Source organism: Neobacillus sp. YIM B06451, assembly GCF_032667185.1.
Classification (GTDB): domain Bacteria; phylum Bacillota; class Bacilli; order Bacillales; family Cytobacillaceae; genus Bacillus_D.
The window spans coordinates 817215-832794 of record NZ_JAVFKJ010000001.1; the positions used below are offsets into that span (position 1 = coordinate 817215).

Annotated in this window: 19 protein-coding genes; 14 read left to right on the forward strand and 5 right to left on the reverse strand. The window is 38.7% G+C overall.

The annotated features are described in order from the left end of the window. Positions 1-65: 65 nt before the first annotated feature. The 3 genes from RB160_RS03935 to RB160_RS03945 all read left to right on the forward strand — a co-directional run bounded on the left by RB160_RS03935 (position 66) and on the right by RB160_RS03945 (position 2471). On the forward strand, positions 66-539 hold the full coding sequence (locus RB160_RS03935) for a DinB family protein (RefSeq protein WP_316568895.1): 474 nt from the start codon (positions 66-68) through the stop codon (positions 537-539). A gap of 372 nt (positions 540-911) precedes the next feature. Continuing rightward, positions 912-1835, forward strand: a complete 924-nt coding sequence (locus RB160_RS03940; protein WP_316568896.1) for a hypothetical protein — start codon at positions 912-914, stop codon at positions 1833-1835. Between the two features lie 261 nt (positions 1836-2096). Then, positions 2097-2471 (forward strand): hypothetical protein, encoded by a 375-nt coding sequence (locus RB160_RS03945; RefSeq protein WP_316568897.1) that lies wholly within the window; start codon positions 2097-2099, stop codon positions 2469-2471. A 725-nt stretch (positions 2472-3196) separates the two neighbouring features. Here the strand turns inward: RB160_RS03945 and RB160_RS03950 are convergent. The 3 genes from RB160_RS03950 to RB160_RS03960 all read right to left on the reverse strand — a co-directional run bounded on the left by RB160_RS03950 (position 3197) and on the right by RB160_RS03960 (position 4425). Beyond that, positions 3197-3397 carry a hypothetical protein gene (locus tag RB160_RS03950; RefSeq protein ID WP_316568898.1) on the reverse strand — a complete coding sequence of 67 codons (201 nt, stop codon included), beginning with the start codon at positions 3395-3397 and terminating at the stop codon, positions 3197-3199. A 175-nt stretch (positions 3398-3572) separates the two neighbouring features. After that, positions 3573-4217, reverse strand: coding sequence for a DUF2238 domain-containing protein (locus RB160_RS03955; protein ID WP_316568899.1), 645 nt, complete (start codon positions 4215-4217; stop codon positions 3573-3575). A gap of 34 nt (positions 4218-4251) precedes the next feature. Next, the gene (locus RB160_RS03960; RefSeq protein ID WP_316568900.1) at positions 4252-4425 is read right to left on the reverse strand and encodes a hypothetical protein; all 174 of its coding nucleotides are present in this window, start codon (positions 4423-4425) and stop codon (positions 4252-4254) included. 221 nt (positions 4426-4646) lie between these two features. Between RB160_RS03960 and RB160_RS03965 the strand changes: the two genes are divergently transcribed. The 6 genes from RB160_RS03965 to RB160_RS03990 all read left to right on the forward strand — a co-directional run bounded on the left by RB160_RS03965 (position 4647) and on the right by RB160_RS03990 (position 9498). Beyond that, a complete protein-coding gene (locus tag RB160_RS03965) occupies positions 4647-5720 on the forward strand; it encodes a phosphotransferase enzyme family protein (RefSeq protein WP_316568901.1) in 1074 nt (357 codons plus the stop codon). Positions 5721-5927: 207 nt separating this feature from the next. Next, the gene (locus tag RB160_RS03970; protein WP_316568902.1) at positions 5928-6362 is read left to right on the forward strand and encodes a membrane lipoprotein lipid attachment site-containing protein; all 435 of its coding nucleotides are present in this window, start codon (positions 5928-5930) and stop codon (positions 6360-6362) included. A 519-nt stretch (positions 6363-6881) separates the two neighbouring features. Then, complete coding sequence (locus RB160_RS03975; protein ID WP_316568903.1) at positions 6882-7010, forward strand: hypothetical protein; 129 nt, start codon at positions 6882-6884, stop codon at positions 7008-7010. A gap of 125 nt (positions 7011-7135) precedes the next feature. Further along, positions 7136-7576 (forward strand): NUDIX hydrolase, encoded by a 441-nt coding sequence (locus tag RB160_RS03980; RefSeq protein WP_316568904.1) that lies wholly within the window; start codon positions 7136-7138, stop codon positions 7574-7576. Between the two features lie 162 nt (positions 7577-7738). Beyond that, positions 7739-8776, forward strand: coding sequence for a serine hydrolase domain-containing protein (locus tag RB160_RS03985; protein ID WP_316569055.1), 1038 nt, complete (start codon positions 7739-7741; stop codon positions 8774-8776). 182 nt (positions 8777-8958) lie between these two features. After that, the gene (locus RB160_RS03990) at positions 8959-9498 is read left to right on the forward strand and encodes a GNAT family N-acetyltransferase (RefSeq protein ID WP_316568905.1); all 540 of its coding nucleotides are present in this window, start codon (positions 8959-8961) and stop codon (positions 9496-9498) included. A gap of 281 nt (positions 9499-9779) precedes the next feature. On the opposite strand, the gene RB160_RS03995 is transcribed toward RB160_RS03990, so the two are convergent. Beyond that, positions 9780-10061: a hypothetical protein gene (locus RB160_RS03995; protein WP_316568906.1), complete on the reverse strand. Its 282-nt coding sequence runs from the start codon at positions 10059-10061 to the stop codon at positions 9780-9782. Positions 10062-10240: 179 nt separating this feature from the next. Here RB160_RS03995 and RB160_RS04000 point away from each other — a divergent pair, with 179 nt between their 5' ends. Together RB160_RS04000 and RB160_RS04005 are read left to right on the forward strand one after the other, a co-directional pair. Continuing rightward, positions 10241-10840, forward strand: a complete 600-nt coding sequence (locus RB160_RS04000) for a class I SAM-dependent methyltransferase (RefSeq protein ID WP_316568907.1) — start codon at positions 10241-10243, stop codon at positions 10838-10840. Between the two features lie 39 nt (positions 10841-10879). After that, positions 10880-11272 carry a YidH family protein gene (locus RB160_RS04005; RefSeq protein WP_316568908.1) on the forward strand — a complete coding sequence of 131 codons (393 nt, stop codon included), beginning with the start codon at positions 10880-10882 and terminating at the stop codon, positions 11270-11272. A gap of 3 nt (positions 11273-11275) precedes the next feature. Here the strand turns inward: RB160_RS04005 and RB160_RS04010 are convergent, their stop codons facing one another. Then, the gene (locus RB160_RS04010) at positions 11276-11572 is read right to left on the reverse strand and encodes a hypothetical protein (RefSeq protein WP_316568909.1); all 297 of its coding nucleotides are present in this window, start codon (positions 11570-11572) and stop codon (positions 11276-11278) included. A gap of 650 nt (positions 11573-12222) precedes the next feature. Between RB160_RS04010 and RB160_RS04015 the strand changes: the two genes are divergently transcribed. The 3 genes from RB160_RS04015 to RB160_RS04025 all read left to right on the forward strand — a co-directional run bounded on the left by RB160_RS04015 (position 12223) and on the right by RB160_RS04025 (position 15579). Then, positions 12223-13137, forward strand: coding sequence for a dihydrodipicolinate synthase family protein (locus RB160_RS04015; RefSeq protein WP_316568910.1), 915 nt, complete (start codon positions 12223-12225; stop codon positions 13135-13137). A gap of 98 nt (positions 13138-13235) precedes the next feature. Then, the gene (locus RB160_RS04020; protein ID WP_316568911.1) at positions 13236-14630 is read left to right on the forward strand and encodes an ABC transporter substrate-binding protein; all 1395 of its coding nucleotides are present in this window, start codon (positions 13236-13238) and stop codon (positions 14628-14630) included. 76 nt (positions 14631-14706) lie between these two features. Further along, positions 14707-15579: a carbohydrate ABC transporter permease gene (locus tag RB160_RS04025; RefSeq protein ID WP_316568912.1), complete on the forward strand. Its 873-nt coding sequence runs from the start codon at positions 14707-14709 to the stop codon at positions 15577-15579. Position 15580: the final 1 nt, after the last annotated feature.

Genomic DNA, 15580 nt, shown 5'->3' on the forward strand with positions numbered 1-15580 from the left:
GAAAGGTTAGTGGAAGAAGGAATTTAGTCCGTATCCCAAAATCGAAGTAAAAAGGGGAAAATAGAATGAACGTGTATTGTAAAGGAATTATAAATCAGATGGATATGGCAATTGATTCAGTTGTCAAGCTAATAAATACGTTAAACGAGGAAGACCTAAACATCAAACCTACAAAAGAAAAATGGTCAATTGGTGAACTGCTCGTGCACATGTCAGTTATATGCAAAGCAGATTTCCTGATTGGTTTGGGGGCATCGGAGGAGGAACTGGATCGTTATTACGAAGAGTCAGAACCAAAGGCGAATCTGAAGTCCATAACTTCAACACTGATAGACAATTACAATTTTTTCAGAGAGGGTGTAGCAGAACTCGAAGAAACAGAGTTATTGAGAGAAACCACTTCCTTCTTTGGGGCAGTCCATTCGCGTTACGAGTGGCTGCTGGATACTCAGGCGCATTTTTACCATCACCGGGGTCAGCTGCACGCCATGATCGTTCACATTCTTAAGCGGAAACCAAACGTACAACTATTTGAATGATATATCGTAATTATTTGTAGAACTTCTTTAACTAAAGAAGCAGGTTGAAGAAGAATATTAGTTTTTAATTGGAGAATTTACAAAGATACTGCATATTAGTTATCCACCAAACGCTACTTAATATCGATAAACATACAACGTAATATTCTGTGAGTATAAGGTCAACCTATTTGTTTTAGAAAAATTTACAAAGCAGATGGTTTTGTTCAATCGAAAACTCATTTGGTACAGACCTAATCGATATGCAGGCTTTCATGCAATTGTTTATAAACATAGATTCCACATTTGTAAGTGCTAAAGTTCTTTTATATGTAATTGATACAATGTAAAGCTGATACCAACTGTAATAGTAAACAAAAGGGGAATTTTTAGATGAAAACGAATCAAAGTATTCATGATGCAATCGAAGTATCTATACGATTTCTTGAATCTAATCCAGAATTTGATTTTGAACGTTGCAAATACGGACGTAGAAAATGGAATGGGGCCTGGTGGCATATGGCTACTCTTTATGAAATGGGGGAGGTTAAACGAATTCCTGCTTCAGCTATTGCCAGAGCCAAATATTTGCTTGAGGTTCAAACTTGGCCAACCTTCGTCATAAACGCAAATGATTATCCAACAAGTGAAGCCGATAGAATGAAGATGGATTGTTGCCATTGTGAGCTTGCCGTATATTATATGATTTTGATGGCCTATGGCTGTGATTTGGATAATGAGCTACCTTGGATTCGAGAATGGTTCCTGAAGCATCAGCTGCCTGATGGAGGACTGAACTGCGAACCTACAGCTTATACTCATTCTCATAAGAGCTCTCTTGTTTCAACGCTACCTCCGCTTGAGGCTATTCTGTGGTATACGAACAGACCATTCACAGAGCAGGAAGCCGTTTTCTTGGATGAAGGTGCACGTTACTTGATAGAACATAATCTTGTATGTTCCAAAGAAAACGGACACATCATCAATATGGATTGGCTGAATCCTTGTTTTCCAAGGTTTTTTGAATATGATATCTTGCGGGGAATGTCCTTTTTGGCTGAATGGTCCCGTCGCAGGAACAAACCCCTCCCAGTCAGCGTACTAAAAGAAGGGTTGCAACGATTAAATAACCATATCGAAGAAACAGGCTTGCGAATAGGCAGGCAAGTATTCGATCCACAAGGTCCATGGGGAGGATTCACCTTTCCGCTACTAGAAGAAGTAGCTGGAATTGGCAACATTTCACCTTATCTAACCAAACAACTGGCTGCAATTATAAGGCAATTGGAGCATGTTACTAATGAGGGAAACTGTTAAAGCAATAAACTAAGAGTTATCAAGTGCTGTTATCCCTCTACATAATTACTAATTAAACTGAGGGAGTTCAACAAAAATACCTAGCCGATGTTTTTTGCTCTGTTTAATAATAATGGTGATTTTTGATAACTCTTCGAAATTTAACTTTCAGTTACCTGTCAGATGGTAAGAGAACTAGGAATAGTATATTACTGGATTAATAAAATTGAAACAGGAAAAAAATGAGGTGATTTTATTTTAGAAAAACTCAGGAAAATTAATATGAAAACTGCTGTATTTATGGGAATTATTTTTTACTCTTTGACTATCTTAATCCACTTACTTATTATAAGCAAAAGTATTCCATTCACATGGGTTAATGGTGGAAGGTCTGAATCATTTGCTGAACAGCTACCAATATCTGTTATAAATATCGTTATTTCTATTATTGGAGTAGTTTTTACGTTGATTGTTGGTAGAATTAAACTATATAAATACAAAAGAGGAATAACCGTTATATGTTGGTTTTTTGTTGTACTTTGGTCTTTTGGATTTATACAACAATTATTTGGAACACCTTTTGAAAAAATGGTTTGTTCGTTAGTATTGCTTCTTGGAGTTATCTCGAACTTGCGTATGGCGATTGAAAAAAAATAGATGTAACTATTTAATTAATAAGTTTGTGAACAATTGCACTTAAACTTAAGGGTGCGTGTGCGGCCGAGCCTAGGTCGTATCATATAGCGGGTGGGATTCCCGTTGAGTAAAAACTAGCCATTCGCTCGTAGAGTGTCTTGGAGGACTAAAGGTAACTTTAGTCTTTAAGCGTAGACAGTTAGGTAGCGGGCCGAAAGCCAAATGGTTGAAGGGATTGAGCTCCAAAATGTTAGTAAACCGAGAGGGCTGATGCTTTACGCACAGCAGAAAGCTACATTTTATCTTTCGTTAAAGGCAAGAAGGGTAAAGCCTCTCTGGAGTCAGAGACCTTGGCACGTAATACATTGATATGATACGGCAACTCGGGAGACCCTACCGGTCTTTTCTTTTTTTAAAAGAGTATTGTTTACAAGCGATAATAAGCAAGGATACCCAAATTCCGTGTAGGGAGTCGGATAGCAGCGTAGTACCAATGTAGTTGGATAAAATGCTTGGGACATACCAGAGACATACATTAACGTTTGTCTTGCAAATGGTGTATCTGAATCACATAGTTTAACTTATAAAAAGTACTTTATCTCCAACGATCATAATAGGTGACTACATTTTCAATTAACGATTACAGCGGGTTGCAGCAGCACCTTTTTTATTCGACTACCGGTGCAGCGGTTTAGTTTAATAAGAAAATGAAAAAACGCCAATTGGCGTTTTTTTCGATGAGAGTGCTATTCATTTGAACCCATATTCCGTACATTCTTCGCCGCTTTGTTGACGGCATCGGTTGTTGCATCCACGACATTCATTGCAGCGTTCTCTGTTGTCTCTAACGCACTATGGGCTGCATGGAAAGCGGCACCCGCAGTATCCTTTATCCCTTTAGACACCTGATTTTCTTGCTGATTGTTATTTTGTTGTTGGTTAGTCATTTTACCACCTCCTGACATTTAGGGTATGGAGATAGAATTATTAATATACATTTGTAAAAATGAGTTTGCTCTCTTCCATGTAAAAAGCGTACATCAAAGTACGCTTTTTTATATTGATGAACCATAATCGGTACTGGACGTTCACGAAAACAACACTATATTTTAGACGTAATTTTTAATTATTAATGTTTTGTTCCTTCTTAAGGAGCCTGTTATGAAGTTTTGACAGGAATAGAAGTGCGAGAACTGAGCCAATAAATGTTAACGTCATATCCCATTGTGCATCCCACATACTTCCTTGTGTACCTAAAAAATTTCTGGATTCTTTTCCACCCTTGGTTATTAAAAAAAATAACCATTCAATTATTTCATAAAGGGCACTAATCGCCAGAGAAATACTTAAAATGATGGTAATTAACCAAGGACCTTTCATTAACGGTGTTTTCCTTAATAAAAGTTCCCTTATCACTATTACAGACAAACCCTTTAACAAATGACCAAAGCGATCATAGTGATTTCGGTTGAAGTCAAAAGTATCTTTTATCCAATTAAATAGAGGAACCCTTGAGTATGTGTAATGACCGCCGATGAACATCATGATTGCAAGAACTGCAATAATAATATAAGACAGGGTTGTAAGTCGAAACCGATTGTATGTAACGACTACAATCAATAACCCGACAACGGCAGGACCTGCCTCTACAGCCAATAAGGCATACCCTCCAATTGGCTTAATGATCGACCATATAAAAACCGCGGTAACAAACAAGAGTAGAAAAATATTAATTGTGTTGCTTTTTGCTTTTATCACGTTATCCATCCTTAGAGGTTATTCCTTTACCATTGGGCAAAAATTAATTCCCCCATAATCTTTCCACATCAAGGGGAACAATTTCACGTCCATTTATTTGCTTATGGATCAAGGGATTTTTAAACGGATCAGAAATTCTATTTTCTTGGTAAAGGATTCGTGCACGTGCACGTACATCAATTCCTAGAATATTTTCGATTTTTTTGTAGTAAGTCATTGAATCTTCACCTCACATCAAGTTAATATTTATTATCGTTCTTTGATTGAAAATAATTCACTATTTATATTGTGCTATTTGATTTTGAAAATCCTTGTTATGGTAAAGGGGCAGGAGTTCAATAAGCAATTATTTGCCAAACAATTATTTCAATAACTAAAAGGGATATGTTGGAATATAGAGAATACTTTTAACCAGGTAATAAAATTAGGAGGAGATACATGATTTATAACGAGGTTGTTAAAATCGGAGATACATATTTACTTCCATTAGTATCAGAGTTGTACGGGTTGAAAGGTTATGAAATCAAGCCAGTCAAGGCACATAATGGAGGGCGTAATGTTGTTTATACCTTTGAGAAAGAGGGCACAGACTCAAAAATACTCAGAATCGCCTTCATAAAAGACAGAAGCCGGGAAGATTTTCTGGGTGAAGTTGAGTATATCAGGTATTTATTCGAACATGGCGGAAGTGTCTCGAATGTAATCAACTCCCGGAAGGGGAATTTACTGGAAGAGATAAATCATAATGGTCATACCTTTTTTATCTGCTTGTTTCAAAAGGCTAAGGGAAAAATGCTTGTGGAAAATAATTATAGGTATCGGGAAGGAGTTCCAATTACCGAATATTATTATAATTGCGGTAAAGTCCTAGGGAAACTGCACCAATTATCGAAAGGATATAGTCCTGTCCATAGTCGGTATAGTTTTTTTGACAAATACAATGCTGAATATATCGAGAAACTGATACCCGGTTCGTTACCTCTTCTGAAGGAGAAGCTGTTAGACCTCCTTAAAACCTTAAAAGGATTGGACAGAAACCGCGAGTCTTTCGGAATGGTTCATTTTGATTATAACGATGGAAATTATTCGATAGATTTTGATAACGGGCAAATAACCGTATATGATTTCGATAATTCATGTTTCTGTTGGTATATGTTTGACCTAGCAGGTCTCTGGACAAACGGAGTTGGCTGGATACAAAATGAACCAGACCCCGGTATACGGAAAAAGTTCATGGATGATTATTTTGAAACAGTCCTCGAGGGATACAAATCCGAGACCGACATCGAAAATTCGATGTTGGATACGTTGCCCTTATTTATCCAAGTGACACTCATGGAAAGTATCGTAGATGCATTTGAGGTAATGCAGAACAATGGTGAAGATCCGGAGTGTGATGAGGAATTGTCATATCGAATAAAATGTATGGAAGACGATATCCCGTATTTGGGATTTTTCCATAAAATTTATTCGAATAAAGAACCCTTTGAATATGAGAAAAGAAATGTTTAGTCTTTTTATAGCAGCTTTAGCTTTGATGATATTGTGAAAATATGTACTTAAGCTTACGTGGGCTTTGATCCAAAAGGATTAAGGCATCTATTTGTTGATTTCCTTATTAAGCTAAAGGGGCAAATACTTCAATAAGAATTCCACAAAGGAGTTAGATATTTATCGTAAAATATAATTAGAAATACAAATATTTAGGGGGCGGTTAAATTGAAAAAAATCCTCACCATATTATTTATAATTATAGTCTTGGCGGCTTGTTCAAGTGAAGAAAACAACTATGATTATATATTTAATGGTGAAGGTGAATATTGGAAAGCTGAATATTCTATTAGTGGAACAGAAATATGGGGAGAAAAAGGTGGAAAAACCACCTACTCTAATGAAAACGACGAGGAATTTGTATTAACATACAAAGGGTCTTTGAAAGAGATTTCTTCAATGAAAACTCTTGAATACTCTTATGAAACATCTGCTGGAGGTGGAAGTGGTACAAGGGCATTTGATGAACCACTCACAGAAGTTACATTTAAGATTATGGGAAGTTCGGGAAACGGAGCAAAAGTAAGTGAGGATGAAGAGGTACAAGTAAATGTTAAATGGGATGATTTTGAAGAGTCATTCGAATTGCATAAAAGTAAGTAATTTTGTCGAGCTAACGGGTGCGTTGATCCAGGAAGGATTAACGCATTTTTTATAGAAGTCTTTATTCAACATACGGGGCAGGTTGAATAAAACAATATATTGCCAGGGTAAATATGGTAACATTAGGTTGTTGATATTGCTTGAATTTCAGGAGGCAATAAATTGTATTTCTTTACCTGGTTCATAACTTACTTTGTTTTCCCCTTCTTAATACTTCTATTCTTAATTAGAGTTAGCAGCAAGAAAATACCTAAGGTATCTTGGTTACTATCACTATTGCCAATGTTATATTCCGTTTATATTTTGGTAAGGGCAAGTATAGAGAGTGTTGGTGGAAAAATGGGATATGTAATAGGAATTCATTCCTTTATATACATATTCGTCTCCATCGTTTTATTATTTTTTGCAAGACAATTTACTAAAACAAATTAGAAGTACATGTAACTTTAGCTGCCTGTTATTGGCTTTTAAACTAACGGGCAGGATAGCAAAACTATTCTTTCGAAGGGGGAGAAGGGAATGAATAAACAGAAGTTAGAGGTTATAAAAGCTGGAAGTTTGGTTGTAATAGCAATTAGCTTAGCCGTAATTGCTTGGAAAATGGATGGTGTAATTAATTATTTATATCAAATCGCAAATAGATTATGAAGAAATATACTTAAACAAACAGGTGCGTTAATCTATGAAGGATTAACCGCCTTTTTTTTGAATTCTTTTACACAAACGGTGCAGGTTAGCTTAAAAAAAATTATCCTTAATATGAGGTGCGAAAAATGAAAATTGAATTCTATAATTTAGGCTTAGTAAATGATAAAGATTTAAAATTTGCTGTAATAAGTACTATTTATGAGGGGAAATGGCTTTATGTTAAACATAAGGACCGAGACTCTTGGGAAATCCCGGGTGGCCATAGAGAACTTGGAGAAAGAATTGATGAAACCGCTAAAAGAGAGTTATTTGAAGAAACTGGATGCAAAGAAGTGGATTTAATTCCCATTTGCGACTATTCAATGGATGATTCCGTTAATAAAATTTTTGGGAGGTTATTCTTTGAAAGAATAAAGAAAATTGGTCAATTGCCAGTATCTGAAATTAACGAAATAAAACTATTTGAAAACCTTCCTTTAAGTCTTACTTATTTAGAGATTCAACCTAAATTATTTGAAAAGACACTTTCTTTTATTAAAAATTGTGCAGGTCTATACTTAAAGTAACGGGTGCGTTAATCCAGCAGGATTAAGGCATCTTTTTGTTGAACTCCTTATTGAGCTCTAAAGGGGCAGTTTTGGTCAATAGATAATCTTGTTTCCAAATAAATACACCAGAACATATATTCGTGTTATAATTTTACTATAGGGTTATCTAGGGGGAGAATGATGAAATTGAAAAACATCAAAATTGAAGAACGAATGGAACATTTTAATGTGAACGGTTTAAGTATTGCATTGTTCGAAGAAGGCCAAATCAGCGGGACAGAAAACTATGGAATACTTGAAGTTAATAGTGATAGAAAAGTAAATGATGATTCTATTTTTAGTGCGTGTTCTATTAGTAAATTCTTAACTGGAATGATTGCAATAAAGTTACTAGAAGAAGGGCATCTTGATTTAGATCAAAATGTAAATGAAAGACTTGTTACTTGGAATGTGCCTGAAAATGAATATACAAAAAATAAAAAAGTTACTTTAAGAAACTTGCTTAGTCATCAATCTGGAATCAAGGATCCTGAAGGTAGTTTTTTAGAACTAAATTCAGATATAGGTTTTCCTTCGATTGTTGAATTATTAGAGGGGAAATCCCATTATTGTAAGGTTCCAATTCAAGTTCAATTCCAGCCAGAAAGTGAATTCCATTATTCAGATGCAGGCTATTGTATTATTCAGCAACTAATAGAAGATGTAACGCAAAAGCAGTTTTATCAAGTGGTAAATGAGTTCATATTTGAACCACTAGGAATGAAAAATAGCCATTTAAATACAACAATGTCTGAAGTGGATAGAGATAACTTTTCTTGCGGTCATAACAAAAATGGGGAAATGGTAGATGGAAAACATCCTATATATCCTTATCCAGCAGCCTCTGGACTATGGACAACTTCTTTGGATTTAGCTCAATTAGTTCTTGAGTTAATAAACGCAGTAAAAGGAGAAAGTAAGCTGGGTATTTCGGAAAGTTTAGCAAAAGAAATGATAACCCCGCAAAGAGGTAAGAGCTGGACAGGATTAGGTGTGTTTCTTGAAGGCTCCGAAAAAGAACTAGAAATTACATCACTCGGTTGGGGAGTAGGTTTTCAATGTATGATGGTGGCACATCCACACTTGGAAAAAGGTGCCGTTATTATGACGAATGCAGAATTAGGCGTTCATCAATTGGAAGGGATTATTGGAGAGATATATAAATCTCTTCTATCTTAATAAGCGTTAGTTTTATTAATAATGACCGTTTTTAAGCCATTAAATGTCTTATTGAACGGGTGCGTTGATTCAAGAAGGATTAATGCACTTTTTTGTTAAAGTTATTAAACCAACAAAGCTGAATTGTTAGATAAGGAAGGATTATAATTATTAGTATGATATCAAAAGGGGTGAAATAAAAGATGAATATAAAATATGAAATTATACCAATTGAAAAAGCTCACCTTTGTGAAGAGTTGTGTAATGAACTTATGGTTTTTCAAAAATCAAAGGCAAAAATTGCACCTGAATTGTTTGATGATATGAATTTTGAGACAAGGATGCTTTCTTCTATACAAAGTGCAATAGACAATCAAATCGTGGTTGTTAGAGATGGTGACAAAATAGTTGGTTATGTTTATTCAAATATCTCTCCTAAGGAAGCCTACTCAAATGATTTCGCAACATTTTTTGACCTTTCTTCAGTGAATAGAAACAATGTTGGGTGTTTATCTCAGTTTTATATAAAACAAGAATATAGACGATATGGGATTGGTTCAGTGCTCTTTGATATCTCAATGAAATGGTTGAACCAATTTGATGATATAGAGGATTATTTTATTTTTGTTTCAAATGGTAATGATGCATTAGAATTTTATAAACGTAAAGGCTTTGCTGTAAGCCACAATATTTTGAATGGGTTTATAACTGTTTTACGGAACAAAAGATTATCAGATAGATAATTGTGAATGAAAGAATTACACTTAAAGGGTACTAATCTTCAATAATTATTTAAAACAAGGACCTCCAATGGGGTCCTTGTTTTGTGGTCATATATCAACAATATTAACTAAATGTATTTACACTCGACCAGATTGTTGGGTATATTGAGACATCCGTTCAGTTGGGGGTACTGAAATTAAACGAGATACTTGTTTAATTTTTAAAAAAGGGGGATTGCCAGGGAACTCGGTCATATAACCGGGCTCCCTTTCTTTTTTTGCAAAAAGTTCTTGCTAAAAAACTATCCGGATCTGTGCCAGAAAAAATAGGTAAAAACGATTGTGATTAGGGCTATGGCTATAGCGGACCCAGCATAGATCATAACTCCTATGCCTTGGCTGATTCCATCCGTTTCAGTCAGGAACCACCAGATGCTCCCTGTTCCAAGGATTGTTATATTGATGATTATTGCTTTAAATGCTGCTGTTAAAGGGGGTTTTTTGTTCTTTAACTCGTTTCGACTAAGGAGAAGAGAGGAAGACAGAGAAATAGCGATTAGTCCAAAGAAAATGATTAATTTCATAATTCACCTCCGGTTATTTCCTTTTAAAAAATAGTCATATTAGAAAGTTGGTAATTATTTAGTGTAATATTACACTATATGGATATGTTTGTATAGTGGTCCGAGGGAGTTTTTTCATAATGCCCTAGCTCCGATGGTAAACTATAAGGTAGCAATTTTTTCAAAAAGGGGCGGTTTGCATGAATTCCTGGAATGAGCGGTTTAAAGGGGCAAACTATGTTTACGGTACCGAGCCAAATGAATTTATCGCATACATGCACAAGAAGCTAAACCTCATGGGAGAAGCGCTGGCGATTGCGGAAGGAGAGGGTAGGAATGCAGTTTTCCTGGCGGAGCAAGGAATGAATGTGACTGCCTGGGATTATGCGGAATCCGGTCTTGAAAAAACGAAAAAGCTTGCCAAGTCGAGAGGCGTCTCTGTGGAAACAAGGCTAGTAGATTTAAACGAGGCAAAATGGGATAAAGACAAATGGGACGAAATTTTATGTGTATTCGGGCATTTTCCGGCCGGCCTCCGCGGGAAAACATTGGAAGGGGTAAAGGAAGCTGTAAAGCCTGGCGGGTATTTTGTAACGGAAGTGTATTCAATTTACCAAATACCGTACGCGAGCGGCGGCCCGAAAGAAGTTGGATTTCTGTATAAGCCCGAAGAATTTTTAGAAACATTCAGCGACTGGCGGGTTGTCCATTTTTTCATGGGCGAGGTTGTAAGGAAAGAGGGGGAGCTCCATAACGGCTTGTCCCATGTTATCCAATTCGCCGGGCAAAAGCCGCTTTGATCACCATTGCAATACTGTCTTGATCAAGGGAGGGATTTCATGAGGGACGAAAATGCAAAAATCGATGAAGTCGAAAAGACGGTTGATTCCAAATACATTCAGCAGCACCTTGCGAATGAGCGGACGTTCCTTGCCTGGGTCCGGACCGCGATTGCGATCATTGGGGTGGGTTTCCTTGTCACAAACCTGCATTTCAATATGCAGTCGAGCCTTACCCCAATAGGCAATTTCATGGCGAATTTAATCGGGATTTCTTCCGTTGCGCTCGGAATTATCGTGATTGTCATGTCAATGGTTGCTTATTTGCGTAAGGTCCGGTCAATTAACGACCAAACATTCAGGACACCGAGGCTCTCGATCATTCTTCTCAGTGTCCTGGTTGTGGTCATTACGGCATTTTTCGGAGTTTATTTTGTGATGGTGAATATGTAGTTGCTAAAAATGCTCGTCTGGCCGGACTGGAGTTAGTTGCTCCGAATCGATTGGGTCGCGTTCCTGCCTGTCCTCGGTGATTTCACGAACCAAAACCCATGTGTGTTTCAGGAATTGCTGAAAATCGCCGAGCAGGAGCCAGGCCGCTTCCGTCACTTCGGGATTTTCCTTGAGTGCCCGGAGCTCGTTTTGGACGCGGTCGACCGCTTCGCCGGGATTATCCAGCTGCCGCTCGATCGCCGGCCAGGTGGAAAAGAGGAACATTATCGATAAAATAAGTGTAAACAAACGAAACATCATCCTCAGCCTCCAAATGATTGTTATAGGATTTTTACATGAAATTTTTAGTCTCTCACCAGGTCACCTCTAAAGACCTGTTCTCCAGGAATAACGAGAAGGACTGGTTAATTGAACCTGTCTAAAGATTGATTCTCCTCGTCGCCAACCGGCCAACAGAACCTTCATTAAGACCTCTCCAGCTATAAAAGCGTATTTCTTCTAAATCCTTTGTTTACAGTCCCTAATACACTTCATTAAATATATACCTGCCTGTCTGTACAATTTTTTCCATATCCGGTATGTTCTATAAGCATCTTTAACATAAATTCAAGTTTCCTTGATGCTTGGAGATAATTTTCGAAAGAGAGAGTAAGTTTTGTTATTTTTCTAGAAAAATACTTAGGAGTATCCTCAATTCAAAAAACACATGAGTGTTTTATAAAATCCCACAGTTTTAAACTCCCATTTACCATTTGTTAAAGCCCTTTCACGCTCAAATTAATCATATTAGTATAACGTTATTGCAAAGAAAAAATAACATCGCAAGAAAATGATGGATATTTTTTTCAAAATAATTAAAAGTGGTGAAAATAATTTACACAATTATATTAATTGTGCTATGCTAATTCCGTAAGCGTTAACATGACTAAATAACTAGGTGGGGTTGACAGATGGAAGTCGAAAAATTCAAGGGGATCATTCCTGCTTTTTATGCTTGCTACGACGAAGCCGGTGAAGTTTCGGAAGCGCGTACAAAAGCGCTATGCAGCTATTTATACGATAAAGGCGTCCAGGGCCTTTACGTAGGCGGAAGCTCGGGGGAATGCATTTACCAGAACCTCGAGGAGAGGAAGGCGACACTGAAATACGTCGCGGAAAGCATGAAAGGGAAACTTATCCTAATAGCTCATGTCGGCGCTCCATCTACAAGAGAAAGCGTCGAGTTGGCGAAATATGCGGAGGAATTGGGTTACGACGCGTTGTCGGCGATTCCGCCAATCTATTTCAAACTACCGGAAAGCTCAATTTATAAGTATTGGACAAGCATCATTGACGCGACAGGGCTCCCATTCATCATTTACAACATTCCACAGACGACTGGCTACAACCTGTCGTTGAACCTGTTCGGAAAAATGATCGAGAACAAAAAGGTGATTGGTGTAAAGAACTCGTCCATGCCAGCCCTTGATATCGAACGATTCAAAGCGGCGGGCGGCGAAAACTTCATCGTGTTCAACGGGCCTGATGAGCAGTATGTATCAGGGCGCCTCATTGGCGCAGATGCCGGTATCGGTGGAACTTATGCCGCCATGCCTGAGCTTTACTTGAAAGCAGAACAATTTGTATCGACAGGCAATTTTGAAAAAGCAAGAAGCATCCAAAGAGACATCAACGACTTGATCATCGCGCTTTGCTCCTTGAACGGAAACATGTATTCCGCGATCAAGGAAGTATTGAAACTTCGCGGCGTGGATATCGGAAGTGTCCGCGAGCCGCTTGAGCCGGTAACAGGAGACGATCTTGAAACAAAAATTCCTGCCATCCGCGACATGATCGATGCAGCAATTAAGAAATACCAAGATTAATTGATTGTTGGAATGCTAGTTTTAAAGAACAAAAGGGAGTTCCAGGCACACAGCCTGTCTTCATAAAAAAACTAACACAAATGTCAGGGGGAAAGTTTATGTTGAAAAAACGGTTTGTCGCATTGACGTCCGCTGCTGTACTTGGCCTTGGACTTTTAGCAGGATGCACAGGCACAAAAGACAAAGAAGCCGCAAGCGGCGATTCCAAGAAGCCGGTAGAAATCTCCGTTTGGCTCACACCTCAGTGGAAAGGGGTCTTTGATGCAACCGAAGAGGGTGCCGATTTCGACAGCTTCTTCAAATACGCTGGTGAAAAATTCTCGGAGCAATACAAAGACCGCGAAGTGAAGGTAAACGTTGAAGTCGTCGCGGGCGACCAGCGTGATGAATTGCTGAATGTTAACCTGAATGGCGGCACTCCGCCGGATGTTTTCTTTGAAAGTACGTTCGCAATGGGAGATTATGCTCACAGGGGAGCCCTCGTTCCGCTGAACGACATCGTCGATGAGGACGCGAAGAAAGATATTGAACAAAACTTCTGGGACACTGTAACTTTCGGTGATGACATTTACTTCTATCCGTTCTCTCACATGCCGGGCACACTCGTGTATAATGCCGACATGTTCAAGGCTGCCGGGCTTGAAAGCTATATCGGCGAACAAAATGAAATCAAGACTTGGACTCTTGAAGAATATGAAACAATCCTGAACACGCTGAAAAAGGATGTTCCGAAAGACAAATATGCAAACGCTTACCCAATGGGTCTCTATGCGCTTAACAATCAGGGTGACACTTGGAACCTTGCTTACCTGAGGATGTTTGGTAACGAATTTTTCGACGACGAGTCAAATATTGTTCTTGATGATGCAAAAGGCGAAAAGGCAGCTGCATGGCTGAAAAAAATCTATGACGCAAAGCTAACGAATCCTGGTGCTGAATCCGTATCATCGAACGATGTGAACGCGATGTTCCAAAACCAGCAGCTTGGAATCAGCTTCACTAACTCTGTTCTTTACAACAACGCGCTTGCGGATATGAACAGAGGCAAGGCGCCTAAGTTTGACGCAAGGCTCGCGAACATTCCGTCCGAGAGCGGTGACCCGCTGACATTCACGTATGTAACCGGTGCAAGCGTATTCAACACTGGCGATGAAGAAAAAATCAAGATTAGCAAAGAGTTCGTTAAGTTCTTCTCTTCTGATCCCGAGCTTGTAAAAGCATCGAAAAACGGAGTACCAGTAAGGACTTCAGTTGTTGAAGAGTTCAAGTCCGAAAAGCCATTATTCGAAGCCTATGACAAAAACGCGCAGTACATGTTCAACTTCACTGGCAGCGTTCCTAGCTACAGCGAATTAAGGCAAGTATTGTATCCGGAGCTTCAAGCCCTCTACACTGGCGAAAAAACTCCTGCCCAGGCAGTGAAGGATTACCAGAAGAATGGAAATAGCGTAATCGAAAACGCTAAAGCGAATTCCGTGATTTACAATAAGTAATTATTTGCAAGGCATTGACTGATAGCTGCGGGCCCGAATTGCGGGCCTGCAGTTATAGAAAGGTAGGGGAGGGCCTATGAAAAACAACACGGCTTTGAAGGAAAATATAACGGGCTACCTTTTTATCGCGCCGCAGCTATTATTGTTCCTCGTGTTCATCGTTTATCCGATTATAGAAGGAATCAGGCTGAGCCTGTATCGAATTAACTATCAGCAGGAAACATTCATCGGCTTTGAAAACTATTCGAGGCTATTCGCAAATCCCGTATTCATGAAATCCACCATCAACACTGTTATTTTCGTAGTGTTCATCGTTGCACTGACAGTGGTCTTCGCACTTTTCGTTTCTGCTTCAATTTTCGATAAAAATGCAAAATACGTGTCCTTTATCAGAGGCAGTTATTATATACCTGTTATGGTTTCCATGGTTGTTATGAGTATGGTCTGGAGCTTCCTGTTGAACCCGGCCAACGGTTTGATCTCTTACGCGGCCCGGCAGCTCGAATTGGCATCGGTCAATTTCCTCGGCGACAAGGATCTCGTCCTCCCCGTCATCATCTTCATCACATTCGCCACGAACGTCGGCCAGGCGATCATCCTGTATGTCGCTTCGATGATTGGCGTGCCAAAGGATGTTTTTGAGGCGGCGGAAGTCGATGGCGCGAACAGGCTGCAAATCATTTTTAAAATTCTGATTCCGATGGTCAAGCCGACAACGATTTACATCATTATCATGAACATCATCGCGGTTTTGAAAATTTTCGTCGTCATCCAGCTATTGACCGGTGGCGGGCCGAACAACGCTTCGACCACATTGATGTACTTCCTGTATAATAACGCGTTTAAATACAACCAGCTTGGCATCGCCTCCGCTGTCGGAGTGATCATGTTCCTGATCACGCTCGCCCTGTCGATTCCGCAGCTGCGCGCGATGTTCAAGAAAGATTAGG

Bases quoted from the DNA above. Each gene is read 5' to 3' on its own strand.
- RB160_RS03935 (WP_316568895.1), top strand. From the start codon at position 66: ATGAACGTGTATTGTAAAGGAATTATAAATCAGATGGATATGGCAATT.
- RB160_RS03940 (WP_316568896.1), top strand. From the start codon at position 912: ATGAAAACGAATCAAAGTATTCATGATGCAATCGAAGTATCTATACGA.
- RB160_RS03945 (WP_316568897.1), top strand. From the start codon at position 2,097: ATGAAAACTGCTGTATTTATGGGAATTATTTTTTACTCTTTGACTATC.
- RB160_RS03950 (WP_316568898.1), bottom strand. From the start codon at position 3,397: ATGACTAACCAACAACAAAATAACAATCAGCAAGAAAATCAGGTGTCT.
- RB160_RS03955 (WP_316568899.1), bottom strand. From the start codon at position 4,217: ATGGATAACGTGATAAAAGCAAAAAGCAACACAATTAATATTTTTCTA.
- RB160_RS03960 (WP_316568900.1), bottom strand. From the start codon at position 4,425: ATGACTTACTACAAAAAAATCGAAAATATTCTAGGAATTGATGTACGT.
- RB160_RS03965 (WP_316568901.1), top strand. From the start codon at position 4,647: ATGATTTATAACGAGGTTGTTAAAATCGGAGATACATATTTACTTCCA.
- RB160_RS03975 (WP_316568903.1), top strand. From the start codon at position 6,882: ATGAATAAACAGAAGTTAGAGGTTATAAAAGCTGGAAGTTTGGTTGTA.
- RB160_RS03980 (WP_316568904.1), top strand. From the start codon at position 7,136: ATGAAAATTGAATTCTATAATTTAGGCTTAGTAAATGATAAAGATTTA.
- RB160_RS03985 (WP_316569055.1), top strand. From the start codon at position 7,739: ATGAAATTGAAAAACATCAAAATTGAAGAACGAATGGAACATTTTAAT.
- RB160_RS03990 (WP_316568905.1), top strand. From the start codon at position 8,959: ATGAATATAAAATATGAAATTATACCAATTGAAAAAGCTCACCTTTGT.
- RB160_RS03995 (WP_316568906.1), bottom strand. From the start codon at position 10,061: ATGAAATTAATCATTTTCTTTGGACTAATCGCTATTTCTCTGTCTTCC.
- RB160_RS04000 (WP_316568907.1), top strand. From the start codon at position 10,241: ATGAATTCCTGGAATGAGCGGTTTAAAGGGGCAAACTATGTTTACGGT.
- RB160_RS04005 (WP_316568908.1), top strand. From the start codon at position 10,880: ATGAGGGACGAAAATGCAAAAATCGATGAAGTCGAAAAGACGGTTGAT.
- RB160_RS04010 (WP_316568909.1), bottom strand. From the start codon at position 11,572: ATGATGTTTCGTTTGTTTACACTTATTTTATCGATAATGTTCCTCTTT.
- RB160_RS04015 (WP_316568910.1), top strand. From the start codon at position 12,223: ATGGAAGTCGAAAAATTCAAGGGGATCATTCCTGCTTTTTATGCTTGC.
- RB160_RS04020 (WP_316568911.1), top strand. From the start codon at position 13,236: ATGTTGAAAAAACGGTTTGTCGCATTGACGTCCGCTGCTGTACTTGGC.
- RB160_RS04025 (WP_316568912.1), top strand. From the start codon at position 14,707: ATGAAAAACAACACGGCTTTGAAGGAAAATATAACGGGCTACCTTTTT.